General features: G+C 51.4%; 10 protein-coding genes. 2 read left to right on the top strand and 8 right to left on the bottom strand.

Annotated elements, in window-relative coordinates; all coding sequences use genetic code 11:
• The first annotated feature begins 92 nt into the window (after positions 1-92).
• Positions 93-1,778 (top strand): dihydroxy-acid dehydratase, encoded by a 1,686-nt coding sequence (gene ilvD, locus AB4Z33_RS05605; protein WP_307200160.1) that lies wholly within the window; start codon positions 93-95, stop codon positions 1,776-1,778.
• A gap of 148 nt (positions 1,779-1,926) precedes the next feature.
• On the opposite strand, the gene AB4Z33_RS05600 is transcribed toward ilvD, so the two are convergent.
• Positions 1,927-3,333, bottom strand: coding sequence for a polysaccharide deacetylase family protein (locus AB4Z33_RS05600; RefSeq protein ID WP_442048970.1), 1,407 nt, complete (start codon positions 3,331-3,333; stop codon positions 1,927-1,929).
• Positions 3,334-3,495: 162 nt separating this feature from the next.
• Between AB4Z33_RS05600 and ytvI the strand changes: the two genes are divergently transcribed.
• Positions 3,496-4,698 carry a sporulation integral membrane protein YtvI gene (gene ytvI / locus AB4Z33_RS05595; protein WP_442048969.1) on the top strand — a complete coding sequence of 401 codons (1,203 nt, stop codon included), beginning with the start codon at positions 3,496-3,498 and terminating at the stop codon, positions 4,696-4,698.
• A 72-nt stretch (positions 4,699-4,770) separates the two neighbouring features.
• Here the strand turns inward: ytvI and AB4Z33_RS05590 are convergent, their stop codons facing one another.
• The 7 genes from AB4Z33_RS05590 to mltG form a co-directional block, all read right to left on the bottom strand.
• Positions 4,771-6,639 (bottom strand): peptidoglycan D,D-transpeptidase FtsI family protein, encoded by a 1,869-nt coding sequence (locus AB4Z33_RS05590; protein ID WP_442048968.1) that lies wholly within the window; start codon positions 6,637-6,639, stop codon positions 4,771-4,773.
• Between the two features lie 143 nt (positions 6,640-6,782).
• On the bottom strand, positions 6,783-7,577 hold the full coding sequence (locus tag AB4Z33_RS05585; RefSeq protein ID WP_442048967.1) for an N-acetylmuramoyl-L-alanine amidase family protein: 795 nt from the start codon (positions 7,575-7,577) through the stop codon (positions 6,783-6,785).
• Between the two features lie 152 nt (positions 7,578-7,729).
• Positions 7,730-9,946 carry a methyl-accepting chemotaxis protein gene (locus AB4Z33_RS05580; RefSeq protein ID WP_442048966.1) on the bottom strand — a complete coding sequence of 739 codons (2,217 nt, stop codon included), beginning with the start codon at positions 9,944-9,946 and terminating at the stop codon, positions 7,730-7,732.
• 186 nt (positions 9,947-10,132) lie between these two features.
• A complete protein-coding gene (locus AB4Z33_RS05575) occupies positions 10,133-10,408 on the bottom strand; it encodes a DUF3886 domain-containing protein (protein WP_442048965.1) in 276 nt (91 codons plus the stop codon).
• Between the two features lie 23 nt (positions 10,409-10,431).
• Positions 10,432-11,694 carry a peptidase U32 family protein gene (locus AB4Z33_RS05570; RefSeq protein WP_442048964.1) on the bottom strand — a complete coding sequence of 421 codons (1,263 nt, stop codon included), beginning with the start codon at positions 11,692-11,694 and terminating at the stop codon, positions 10,432-10,434.
• 19 nt (positions 11,695-11,713) lie between these two features.
• A complete protein-coding gene (locus AB4Z33_RS05565; protein WP_442048963.1) occupies positions 11,714-12,646 on the bottom strand; it encodes a peptidase U32 family protein in 933 nt (310 codons plus the stop codon).
• Between the two features lie 106 nt (positions 12,647-12,752).
• On the bottom strand, positions 12,753-13,793 hold the full coding sequence (mltG, locus tag AB4Z33_RS05560) for an endolytic transglycosylase MltG (RefSeq protein ID WP_442049017.1): 1,041 nt from the start codon (positions 13,791-13,793) through the stop codon (positions 12,753-12,755).
• Positions 13,794-13,948: the final 155 nt, after the last annotated feature.

Raw genomic sequence — 13,948 nt, 5'->3', positions numbered from 1 at the left:
ACTGGTGAGTATCGATGTTTTTTATAACGTCATGCATGCATGACGAATTTTATTATTCCACAATGATCCAATTATGTTAAGGGGGCTTTATAATGGCGGCTAAGAGAATGCGTTCAGACATGATCAAAAAAGGATTCGACCGCGCACCGCATCGCAGCTTATTGCGTGCCGCAGGCGTTAAAGAGGAAGATTTCGACAAGCCTTTTATCGCAGTTTGCAACTCCTATATCGATATTATTCCCGGTCATGTGCATCTTCAAGAATTCGGCAAGCTCGTTAAGGAAGCGATTCGCGAAGCTGGCGGCGTACCTTTCGAATTCAACACAATCGGCGTCGACGACGGTATCGCAATGGGCCACATCGGCATGCGCTACTCGCTTGCAAGCCGCGAAATCATTGCAGACTCGATCGAGACGGTCGTTAACGCGCACTGGTTCGACGGCATGGTCTGTATCCCGAACTGCGACAAAATTACGCCAGGGATGATCATGGGCGCGCTTCGCGTCAATATCCCTACGATGCTTGTCAGCGGCGGACCGATGAAAGCCGGCAAAACATCCGACGGCCGTTCGATCTCGCTATCCAGCGTATTCGAAGGCGTTGGCGCTCACCAAGCAGGCAAAATCAACGACGAGCAATTGTTCGAGCTTGAGGCATTCGGTTGTCCGACTTGCGGATCCTGCTCCGGTATGTTCACGGCGAACTCGATGAACTGTTTGGCTGAAGGCCTTGGCCTTGCATTGCCAGGCAACGGCACGATTCTTGCCGTATCCCCGGAACGTAAAGAATTCGTTAAAGAAGCTGCTCGCCAGCTTATGAAAATTATCGATCTCGGCATAAAGCCGCGCGATATCGTTACGAAAGACGCAATCGATAACGCTTTTGCGCTTGATATGGCAATGGGCGGTTCGACTAATACTGTACTTCACACGCTTGCTATCGCTCACGAAGCAGGCATTGAATACCCAATCGAGCGCATCAACGAAGTAGCAGAGCGCGTACCGCATCTTGCTAAAATCGCTCCTGCATCCGATTGGCACATCGAGGACGTGCACGAAGCAGGCGGCGTTAGCGCCGTTCTGAACGAGCTGTTCAAGAAGGAAGGCGCATTGGTCGGCACTACATTGACGGTTACGGGCAAGACGCTTCGCGAGAACGTCGAAGGCTGCGAGATCCAGAATACGGAAGTCATCCACACGATCGACAACCCGCATACCGCTCGCGGCGGCCTGGCTGTATTGTTCGGCAACCTTGCACCTAACGGTGCAATCATTAAAACAGGCGCTGTCGACAAGTCGGTTGGCGGCTACCACAAAGGTCCTGCTATCTGCTTCGATTCCCAAGACGATGCGCTTCACGGTATCGCTAACGGCAAGATCAAAGAAGGCCACGTCGTTGTCATCCGTTACGAAGGACCGCGCGGCGGCCCTGGCATGCCTGAGATGCTCGCTCCTACGTCGCAAATCGTCGGCATGGGACTAGGCGCGAAGGTTGCCCTTATCACAGACGGACGTTTCTCCGGCGCGTCCCGCGGCATCAGTATCGGCCACGTATCGCCGGAAGCTGCTGAAGGCGGACCAATCGCTTTCGTACAAGACGGCGACATCATCGAGATCGACATGAACAACCGTACGATGGATTTGCTCATCAGCGACGAAGAGTTCGAGAAACGCCGTGCCGCATGGCCTGGCTTCGAGCTTAAGATCAAACGCGGCTACCTTGCGCGTTACGCTCACCTCGTTACATCCGCCAGCACGGGCGGCGTAATGAAAATGTAATTAGCTCCTCGTATAGGAAGGCGGAACATGGATAACCATGTTCCGCCTTTTTGTGTATTTGCAGTCAGCAAAGAAAAAAAGCCGGCATATGAAGGCGTTAACCTCGATATACCKGCAATATTAGCAATAATACCATTCCGATCCGTTCCTATATGGCTGTTGTCTTCGTACCTAATTGAGCAGCCTCGTCGGCAGCTGCGCCAATCGATCTTTCCACGGCGTCCGTGAGACGCTCGGTTTCCTCTTGCAGCTTATTAAGCTTATTCGTCGCATAACGTCTGATCGTCGAAGCCGGCATAAGCAGCATCCGAGGGGAGAACGCCTCTTTGTTCTGGCTTTGCTTCTTCTTCAGTGTTCGCRGCTTGTTCGTCAACACGCTCATCAGAACTTTCAAATAAACTCTTGTAGCGCGAGCGAACCAGCCCTCAGGCAGATGGAATATTTCGAAGCCGAGGCGATCGGCGCCCCGGTGTATCATCGTAACGCCGTACACGGCCTTAATGTCCTGCGCTTCGGCATCCACGGCCAACTGATCCGCCAGCTGCGGTAAAGCCTCATCGATCTCGCGCAGCATCTTGATGCCCGCCGCTACCGGCGACTTGGCCTTCATTGCAATGCTGGACAACATTTTATTGTCAAAATGCAGCTCGGCTATATGATCGCCCTTCACGATGCGGCTTCCTTCTTCCAGTTGCACAGGCTCGCCGTTATACTTCGTAACGCGGTAATAAAAGGTAGGATCTCCTTTACCGACCTGCTTCAAGCGGAACAGAACATGATAAGCTTTTTCATACATGAGCCAACTTGAGATGAGGCTTCGTTTCCAGATCGACGCATGGCCTACGCGTGCCGCCTCTGTCAGCTTGATCATCTCGTCGATGCCAACGAAGCGGAAGCCTTGCTTCGTGCCTTCCTCCAAATACGATTGAAGCGCTATAAGCATATTCTTAGGGGCCTCGGGATCAGCTCCGAACGTTCTTCCGCAATCATGCAGCAGCAGCACTTCGCCCGGATTCAGTCGCTTCATCATCCGTTTCTTCAGCTTCTCAGCCCCTACGTTCAGCTTCCAATCACTGAACATCGCCGACCACAAAATAATGTGCAAGCACCCTGCTTTCGCAAAGTCGAATACGTTTACGATCCCCCATGGCGGACGATAATAAATCGAACGCTTGCCGGTCGCTTTCTCGATAATGTCGTTCGTCATCTCAATCTGGCGTTGAACCGTACCCGGTCTCATTAGCCAGTTGGACTTGTGAACATAGTTATGAATGCCGATAACATGCCCTTCCGCTTTCATTCGAGACAACAGCCCTTCCTGTCCCTCCGCATGGGAGCCAACGACAAAAAAAGTCGCCTTCGCTTTATAGCGCGCGAGCAGATCGAGCAGCTCCGGCGTGAACTCGGCATCCGGACCGTCATCGAACGTTAATGCGATCTCTTTCTCCACACGTCCGCGCTTGAACACGCGATAACCGAAAGTTCGGCTAATAATTCCAGGCAGGAAGGCGTACAAAGTCGCAAAATATAAAATCCACAACAACAAATTTACCATTTGTTTTCCCCACCGTTATATGATTTAGTCGACGAATGGATAGCGGTACAAAACAACAACGATAACTTTAATTGTAGCATATTGCATTAAAAAATAGGCATCTTTTTAAAAACTATAGTACAATCTTATTGGAAATATGAATTTGGAAGAAGGAGCCACGACATGCTGCCATTTTATAAAAAATATTGGAGAACGGCGTTCGACATTGCGTTGATCGCACTCACGGTCTATCTCATTATGTACTCATTCAGCTATTTGTATCGGATCGCGACGCCGATTTTTTTCTCCTTCCTTATCTTTATGTGCATCGAGCCGCTTGCTCGGCGATTGAACAAGCTCGGCATTAAGAAGTCGATTGCAACCGGCATCTCGATATTATTGTTCATCATTCTTATCCTTGGCGCCTTCTCGGGTGCTGCTTACCTGATAACGAAACAAGGCTCGGAGCTGATCGACAACTTTCCGAAGTATCAGGAGATGCTGGAGAAGCAAGTCGCCAAGAGCACCGCTCAAATTCAAGAGCAGCTTGAGACGCTTCCGCCGAACTTAAATCTGGTCGAGCGTTCGACCGAGCTTATTAGCGGCATTACGGACTATTTGGGCAGATTCGGCAAAACCGTCCTGCTTAACTTGGTCAATTACGTTTCTTCTTTCTCTGCGTTTGTCGTGAACGTCGTTATCGGTACAATTCTCGCCTACTTCTTAAGTATCGAGATTAAATCTTGGAAGAAAACGGCCGAAGACAAAACGCCAAAAACGTTCAAAAAGGTGTTTTTCTTCCTGCGCGACAACGTGTTCAAGGGAATCGCGCTATACATTAAAGCGCAAGCCAAAATGATCAGCATCACGTTCATTGTCATCTTAGTCGCGCTCGTGCTGCTTGGCGTCGAGAACGCGTTCGTCATTTCGGTCGTAGCAGCGATCTTCGATATATTGCCGTTGCTGGGCGTCGGAACGGTGTTCATACCATGGATCATTTATTTGATTATCGTCGGCAAAATATCGCTTGCAATCTGGTTGTCGGCTTTATTCCTTGTGGTCGTCATCACACGCCAAATATTAGAACCAAAAATAACGGGTGATTCCCTTGGCGTATCCGCCTTCACGATGCTTGCGTTCATGATCGTTTCCTTGAAACTATTCGGCATCTCAGGCGTTATCCTGTCGCCAATTCTGATGATCCTCATTAAGTCGCTATACGATCAGGGGTACTTCCACCGTTGGATTCGAGCGCCTCTTGGCGAATTCGACACGGCTTCCCCCGAAGGCGATGCGGGCGGCGAGGCTGCCGGTCAGAGCAAGGCCGGCACAACGTTGACCGCCGAGTCGGCAACGGGACTTGCGGGCACGGATAAGAAGGACTAATAATAAGCGGTGGCGCAGGTTGATCCTATGCCACCGCTTTTTTTGTCCTAACCGCACGATGTTTAACGCAAGTTAGCGCTTCATCTCTTTTTCGTTGCGGGCGGCGATATCCATGACGCCGCGGAACAGCTTGGTCGCCTGATGCGGACTGCCAGGCGTACGGTTCGCCGCAAGCACGGCAACGGCGTAGCGGGGCGACTTGACCGGGCCGTAGCCCGTGAACCACTGGTGGTTCAGGGCTACGCCCGCTCGCTCGGTCTGGGCGGTGCCGGATTTGCCGGCTACCGTCCAGACCCCTTGGCGGATCGATCGACCGGTTCCATGGTCGACGACCGCCCGCATGCCGCGCAGCAGCGCATGGGTCGTGCCCGCATGAATGCGGCCACGCCCGCCCTGCGCCCGCTGTGCGGGCAGCTTCACCATCCGCTGGCCGTCCGCATAGCGGATCTCGCTGACGAGGCGCGGCTCCATGACGCGCCCCTCGTGCAGCAGCGTCACGATCAAGTTCGCCGCCTGAAGCGGCGACATTCTCACGTCCCGCTGCCCGATGCCGCTCTGCGCCATAACGCCGCCATCTACGGCGGCAAGAGCCTGCTGCGACATCCCCCCCGTCGCACCTCTATCAACACCCGCGAAGAGCTGTCCCTGCTCTTCCTCCTCAAGCAGCCTAAGCGGCCTGCGGAACGGCCCGAACGGCTTGTCCCGATGCCAGCCTGCCTTGCGCCCGATACCAAGCGCGTAGGCTGTACGCTGCAGCTCATTCGCTCTCATACGCTCAGCAATCGTAGCAAACACGATATTGCAGGACTGGGCAAGGCCTTCCTGGAGCGTAATCGTTCCATGGCCGCCCTCCTTCCAGCAGCTAAGTCCATATTTGCCGTACTCGCCATTGCAATGGAACTTCTCCTTCTTGCTGACGACGCCGGCTTCCATGGCTGCCGCCGCCGTCACAAGCTTAAAGATCGAGCCCGGMGCAACGGCCGTCAGCGCATGATTGCTCCACTCGCTGCCGTCCGATGATTCGAATTGCCCGGGCTTCAGCTTTGGACGGGACACCATAGCGATAACATCGGCATTGTCAGCGTCGAGTACGACAATCGCGCCTTCCTTAAGCCCCTGTGCGTCTGCATAGGCCTCCAGCTTATTTTGCAGCTTCAAGTCAATGGTCGTCTGCACCTTCAGCGGGTAATAATTATTTCCAGGCTGCGTAATCCGATAGTCTAGTCCATGGACAGGCGCATTACGGCCATCGATGAAATACGACACCGAAGTTGCGCCGATACCGTGCAGCAGCTTGTCTAACGACTTCTCGAGGCCAGCCCCGCCCACCTGCTCATTCAGCTTCCGCTTCCCGCTAGCAAGCTCCTTCGAGTGGTTCGCCGCCAGCCACTCCGGATGCTGGCTTGTGAAGCCGATCATATGCTTCGCCTCGAACCCGCTTACATACCGATTCCGATAAGGCAGCACACTTACGCCGTTTAGACCTAGACTTTCAATCGCTTCCGCTTGCTCCGCTTTAAGCCGCAATGGCAATTTTCCGGCACCAGCCGTCCAGAACACCGGCTCGCGGACCGCATCCCAATAGCTTTGCAGTTGCTCAGCAGATACGCCGAGCAATGCCGCAAGTTGGCGAACCGTCCCCGCTTCGCCCCTTGCGTCCGGGCGTACAGGAAAAAAAGCAGCAGCCGAATACGTTTCACCGGTAATCGCCTGCCCGTAGCGGTCGACAAAATCGCCTCTCCCGCTGTCGAGCACCAGATTCCGCTGCCGCTGAATAACCGAGAGCCGCTGCCATCCGCCGCGATTCACGGCGGCATGAACCGCCGCATGCGAGCTCCACGGCAATAGCTGCAGCCATGCAAGACGTACAATGAATAAAATCATAATACAAAATAGAACGAGCGCCGCCGCCCATACTCGCCTCGATATCCCTTTTGCCATCACGCTTAATCTCCCTTGCCTGCCTCTTACTTACAGTATCTCCCTTGTCCCCTAATCAGCAAACCTCCTAGATAGCGATTTTCGTGAATATGGCTAATCGTATACAAAGAAAAAAACGCCGATCATCCGATCAACGTTTCCCCTTATTGCGGTTCCTGTCCGCTTGCTTTACGAAGCTCGTTCGCCAGTCGATTGAACTCTTTGCGAGCCTCCTTGTTGGTCGTTGCCATATAAGAAGCAGACAAGAAAGCAATGATTTTGTTAGCGTCCTCTACCGAGAGCAATGCAATCCCCTCCTCCGGTTCACTTGGCTCCGTTACGGGCGGCTTGGGTTCAGGCTTCGGCTCCGCAGCCACAACTGGGATATAAGCGACACCGAACAGTTGGCAAATGCCTTTCGCCAGCTCGACCGCACACTCCGCGCGATAAGCCTCCGACAGCAGCAGCAAGGCATCCTCCATATTTGTCATAAAGCCATGCTCGACAAGGACCGCAGGCATAGTCGTCTCCCGCAGCACATGGAAGTTCGCTTCCTTGACGCCTCGATTCGGCAGCGCTGTCCCTTGAATCAACTGATTATGAATAATTTTGGCCGCTTGCTGGCCTGAGATTTTGCCGGGATAATGATACGTTTCAATACCTCTTACGTTATTCCAACCGTCGCCATACGCATTCGCATGAATGGAAATATAGAAATCAGCTTTCGCTTTATTCGCCGTATTCGTACGATTGCTAAGCGGGATGTCCGTATCTCCCGGTGCAACGAGCAGTGTCTGGAAGCCGCAGCGCTTTAAATGCACGTCCAACTGCGCAGCCACAGCTCGATTGAATTCGTTTTCCCTCATGACCGTACCATCGGGAAGAGTCGGCGTTCGCTTGCCAGGGGTCTCCAGTCCATGACCGTCATCTATTGCTATTAATTTAACCATCATCATCATCCTCTCGTCCTCTATTCTATGGGTTTACATGAACTCCTGTGATAGCCAGTTATCAAAGATAGACGTTTTTCGAGGATCAAGCATTCGCAACAAACAAAAAAACCCGTCTAACCGTGAATTTCACGGTAGTAGACGGGCTCCAAATCCATGCTTTATGATTCAATTTTGAATGCGGACAACGATTCCTTCAGCTCGCGCGATACAGCGTCAAGCTTCTCGGACAGATGCACCAAGCTTTGGCTAACGCTAAGCTGCTCGCTGCTGAGGGATGCAACCTCTTCCGAGGTTGCCGAGGACTCCTCGGCTACGGCGCTTACGTTCGTCATCGCTTCCGCCATAACCGCCTGTGCTTCATCCAGCTTGCTGATCGATTCGGTAGCCAGATCCAGCTTCTCAACGAATTGACCCATCTGACCTTGTACGGTCAAGAAGATTTGGTTCGCTTCCTTAACCGAGCCAATCTGCTCTTGGAACAACGGATAGGCATCCGAAAGCACGCTTACCGTCTCATCAATTTCCTTCCGAATCTTCTCTGTAATCTTAGCAACAACGTCGATCGATTGACGGGACTGATCTGCCAGCTTGCGGATTTCGTCAGCTACGACCATGAACCCTTTACCCGCAGCCCCTGCCCTTGCAGCTTCAATCGTTGCGTTTAACGACAAAATGTTAGTTTGCTTTGTTAAGTTGTTAAGCACGTCGAGAATCTTAACGATAGAGCCTGTGCTTTCTTTAAGCGCATCGACCTTCTCGACCATGGAGCGCGTCATTTCCTCGGTCATGCCCGTCTTCTGAATGAGAACGCCCATGTAGGTTGTACCTTGCTTACTTGCATGGTCGACCTCGCCTGCCGATCTTGCCATTTGCTCATTGGCTTCGATAACCTGCTTCATCTGCTCGTTAATATTGCTCGTAAGATCTGTGCCTCTCTCAGCCTCCATTGCAAGGCTGGTTGCTCCGCCTGCAATCTCCTCTGTCGCGACCGCGATCTCCTTCGCCGATACGGATGTCTTGCGGGAAGCTTCACTTAGCTCGGTTGCCGTACTAAGCACATCCTCCGCCGAACGTGTCGTCTGCTGAGCCAGTGCCGTAATCTGCGTCATCATCAGGTTAAAGCTGCTGCCAAGCTCACCGATCTCGTCTTGGCGCTTCTTCATCCGTGATCGAACCGTCAGGTTGCCGCGCGCTCCTTCGTTCATCAGATTGCGCATATTCACGAGCGGCTGAGCAATTGTCGTAAGGACAAGGGCACCGATTGCGATTGCAATCAATACAGCTACCGCTGCAGTAATCYATGTCATATTGCGAATAACCTTCGCGTCTTTCACAAGCTCGTTGACCGGAATCGTTCCGACCAGCTTCCAATCCATCGTTTCGAATGTTTTGTAGGCTGCCAGCACGTCCTCGCCGTTCTGATCCGAGGTCTTAATCGAGCCTTCCCACGCTTCTTCGCCCTCCTTCGGCAACCCAATGCTTGTAGGCTGGCCAATCAGAGAAGCATCCAGGTTCGCAACATAATTGCCGGCCTCATCGATAATCGACATTTGGCTGCCTTCGCCAAGCTCCACATCTTTATAACGCTCACTTAGGCTRTTCAATCCAATGTCAATAAGAAGCACGTAAGACGCTTCATTCGACGTACTGTCCTTAATCAAGCGGCTTACCCCAAAGGAAGCTTGCCCTGCTGTCGTAGATAATCCATCTGCCTGCGGAGCGATCCATACCGTCTTGCCGGAGCCGTCAATCGCCTTTTGGAAAAATTCGCTCTTCATAAGCTCTTCGGCCTTTGTCGTCGTGGAGCTGCCCACCGTCACGATGTCCAGTTCAGGAACGATCGGCAGCAGCACCATGCCAAGGATTGAATTGTTGCCCATGACATAACTTTGCATCTTATCGCCTAACTTGCGGCTCGCTTCGAACTTCGTGTAATCGTCTTCTCCTTCGAGAATCGATCGAACGATCGTGTGGAAATCTTTGTCGATCAAAATTTGAAGCGATAAATCTTCATATGTTTTATAAATAACGTCTAGATTGCTTGCTACCTGATTAACGGTTTGGAAGCTTGCATCCGATACTTTGCGTTCTACGATTGATTTGGCTTGCGAATATGCCATTAGCCCTACCGTCAACACACAGGCGATGATGGAGCAAAAAATGATTAAAAACAGCTTTGTCCCGACTGACTTAATCGGGTTGGATATCTTCGTTTCTTTGAGCGCGCCTCCTACCGATTGCAACAAACCTGTTGCTTTCTTCAATCCTGATTGCGCTTTCAAAACGGCTGCTGAAGGGTTGTCGTTAACGCCCTTGGGCAGTTTTTGCTTCTTTTCTTTTTTGGGCTTTTGCTCTTTGTTCTCTTTGCTCTTCATTAGGAAAGACACCGCCTTTTTAATTGTTAGCCTATAAGGATTCGTCTGATGCTAGCGAATCTTGCCGATATTTGGAATACCTATTTACAGTCTATTATTTTATATCGGAAGATACTTGTCAATTAGAAATAATAGAATTGAAAAAAGCCTTATCTTCTGTCGAAGATAAGGCTTTAGTCCTATAAATTACTTATGTTTGCTCCAATTCGGATCGCTGTTCTCCAGTAAATAAGCAAAATCGTTTTCTTTGCGCTTCTGCTCCTGTGCCTTGCGCTCCTCTTCCTCTTGGCGAGCTTGCAGCTTCTTCGCAGCTTCCTGCTGTTTCAGCTCTTCAGCTTGCCCCTTAAGCTTCTTAATCGTATCTGCATTCAGCAAGTCGCCTAACAGCAGCCCATTATCCTTCTCTTCCTTCGGCTGCGTACTCTTGAATGGCGCCCCTTGCTTCTTCTTGTGCTTGGCCATTTGCGATCCCTCATTGCGAATGATTATTTTTTGCCTATCTTCTTGCGCATCATATCCATCGCCTTAACCGGTTCGCTGGTACGAATGCGGATATGCTGCAGCGGATGACGAGCAGCGTCAAGCGGCTGCCCTTCCGAATCGAACAATTCGGTAATGGTCTGCTTGAAGAATCTGCCGCCCGGGCCGACGAACTCTACCTCTTGACCAGGCTTAAAGTGGTTTCGTTGCTGTACAGTTGCCAATCCCGTCTCTGCATCGTAATCGACAACAATGCCTGCGAAGTCATAAGGCGCAGCCTTCTCTTCAGGCTCGTATATATGATCCTCCGCACCCGGCGTATCGAGGAAGAAGCCTGTATTCAGCGGACGGTTCGCCGCTTTGTTGATCTCTTCCACCCATTCTTGCTTCAGCTCAAAATGTTCGGGATCGGCAAAGTACGCATCAATCGCTTGACGATATACGTTAACAACCGTTGCCACGTAATGAATGCTCTTCATGCGGCCTTCAATCTTGAAGCTGTCTACCCCAACCTCGATCAGCTCCGGCAAATATTCGATCATGCACAAGTCCTTGGAGCCCATCGTGAATTGATCCTCGCCTTCGCCGTACAACGGCGCGTCATCCACGAACAAATCATACTTCCAGCGGCATGACTGGCAGCAGCCCCCGCGATTCGAATCGCGGTCTGTGAAATGGTTCGACAGCACGCAGCGGCCCGAATACGAGGAGCACATCGCGCCGTGAATGAAAGCTTCGATTTCGATATCGACATGCTTCTTAATTTCTTCGATTTCTGTGAAGCTTGTCTCGCGGCCAAGCACGACGCGCGGCAGTCCTTCTTCTTTCCAAAATTGCACGGCTTGCCAATTCAATGTCGATTGCTGCGTGCTTAGATGTACCTCAAGCAATGGCGCTACTCGCTGCGCCGTCTCGATTATAATCGGATCCGCTGCAATGATGGCGGAGATCCCAGCCTCCTGAAGGCCTCGCAAATAATCCTCTAGCCCTGCAATATCTTCATTATGGGCATATATATTCGTCGCTACGAACACTTTTGCGCCATATCGGTTCGCGAATTCAACGCCTTCCTTCATTTCAGCGAAGCTGAAGTTGTCCGCATTCGAACGCAAACCGTATTTCTGCCCTCCGATATATACCGCATCCGCGCCATAATGGATAGCAAATTTTAGCTTCTCCAAATTTCCCGCAGGAGCAAGCAGCTCCGGTCTATCCAGCCTATGGCGTTTCCCCTGATAACGCGGGGTTGTTTTTGTCGTTGCCGTCAATTGTTGTCCCACCTTTCTATCAATACACTTGCTCTTTAAAAAAGAAACCGTAGGTTAGCTCGCGCTTCGGATCTTGCACCGCACGAATGTCGTCAAGCCATTGCTCTTGGAATTCATAGCTTTCCGGATCGGCAATATAGGCATCTATCGCTTTGCGGTAAGCCCGAACGACCGTTTCATTATATTCGATCGGCTTCATTAAGCCCTCAATTTTCAAGCTGTCCACGCCAACCTCAAGCAGCTCATGCAGCGCATCCAGCATACAGATATCGCCTGAGCTCATAATATGCGTACCGTTAGCGTCCTCATAGATCGGGAACCTCTCGTCAGGACGCTCTGCCTCCATCACATACAGGCCGCGCTCTAAGCTCGAGTCTTCAAGCTTCTCCGGCTCTTGCTGATGCTCCATGTAGCTGTTCACAAKCGAACGCTTGGAATGATAAATGTTCGTCATGCCATTCACTTGAACCTCAATCGGCAGTTTCGTATTCGCTTTGATATCGACGATCTGCTCCATATTAAGCTCGCGGGCAAGCACGAAACGGGTTGCTCCTCTGCGACCCCAATAATCAGCAGTCGCATAGTTAGTCGATGTCATCTCCGCATTCCAATGAAGAGGCATTCCCGGCGCATTCACCCGAGCTGCCATTAGAACGGCTGGATCTCCGAACACGATGGCATCTACGCCTGCTGCCGCAAGGCCGGATATATAAGCCGGCAACGACTCAATTGTTGCATTATCGATCAGATTGTTAATGACAACATATATTTTGACGCCTCGCGGCTTCGCAATCTTCACCGCTTCAGCTATCATTTCCAAAGTGAATTGTCCCGCGAGTCTTGCGCCGTAACGCGACTCCCCTATAACGAACGCATCAGCGCCCGCTTCCATCAACCGCTCCAGCTCTTCCATCGAGGCGGCCGTCGTTAGTAATTCCGGCTTGTAAGCCATCTTCCATTCCTCCCAGGATCTCATAAAACAGCTTCGCGCAGCAAGTCGCAGGGGCCCGTTGTATCCCCTAGACTTGCCGCGCTAACTAATCTTGCATGAAACAGCGTTAACCCGCTGTCTCGTTGCTCTTATCGATATTTCTCAAATGCTCTTGGTACGTCTTCGCGAACAGATGCGTCTGCGTACCGTCCTTCTTCGTTACATAATAAAAGTATTCGGAAGGCTCCGGATTCAATGCCGCTTCAATCGAAGCGATGCTTGGACTTGCGATCGGTCCCGGCGGCAATCCGTTAATCTTGTACGTATTATAAGGACTTTCGATTTGCAGGTCTTTCTCCATCAGCCGTTCTTTAGGCTTGTCTAGCAAATATTGAACGGTAGCGTCAATCTGAAGCGGCATACCTTCGGCTATGCGGTTATAGATAACGCCTGCAACAAGGGCGCGCTCCTCATCGGCGACGACCTCTCGTTCAATGAGCGAAGCAATCGTCAGCAGCTCATGCAATGTCAGCTTCTTCGTTTCCAGCTCATCCGTCCAATCTTCAGACAGCTCGCCTAACTTCCGATCAAGTTCGCTTGTCATGCGCTTAATAATGTCTTCCTCCGTGCTGCCTACCTTCATCTCGTAGGTTTCAGGGAACAAGTAGCCTTCCAGCCGCTGATGCAGCTCGGCATTATCCGGAATTTGGCGAACAGCCTCCGCATCTCCCCATGCTGTCTGACTAGCTGCAAGGTCTAGAAACTTCGCTTTGTCGATCAAGTCCTGTTCGGCAAGCTTATCGGCAATTTGAAGCACGGTGAAGCCTTCCGGAATCGTGAAGTGAATCGTCTCTGCCTGCACCGTATCGCCAGCATTCAGCTTCGCGATAATGGCGTCATGCTCCATCCCGGGATTGAGATCGTATTGCCCGGCTTGGAACCTAGCCCCTTGATCGTTCAGCTTCAAATAATATTTGAAAATAAATGAATTGCGAATAATACCTTGCTCTTCCAGCAAATCGGATACTTTAATTGCTGACATCCCTTTAGCAATTTCGATTCGCTTCGTTTCCCCTGCAGCTGTCGGCTGCAAGCCGTTCCAGATGTAGTAAGCAACGCTGCCGGCACCGACAATGAATATGCCTAGCAAGCTCAATATAACCCACATCGTGATGCGGCTGCGCTTTGGACCGGAACGAGCCTTACCTTCGCTCTGCTCCTGCCGATGAATGGACTTGTCCAACCTGTTAACCCTCCTCGACTCTTATGACAAACGAATTCAAGAAAAAGAGCGGTTGTAGACCGCCCTTTTCCTTGCTTGTA

The sequence above is a fragment of the Paenibacillus sp. 2TAB19 genome (genome assembly GCF_052115185.1).
GTDB lineage: Bacteria > Bacillota > Bacilli > Paenibacillales > Paenibacillaceae > Pristimantibacillus.
Note: the sequence above shows the minus strand (reverse complement) of the source record. Positions and strands in the feature narration are given on the sequence as shown.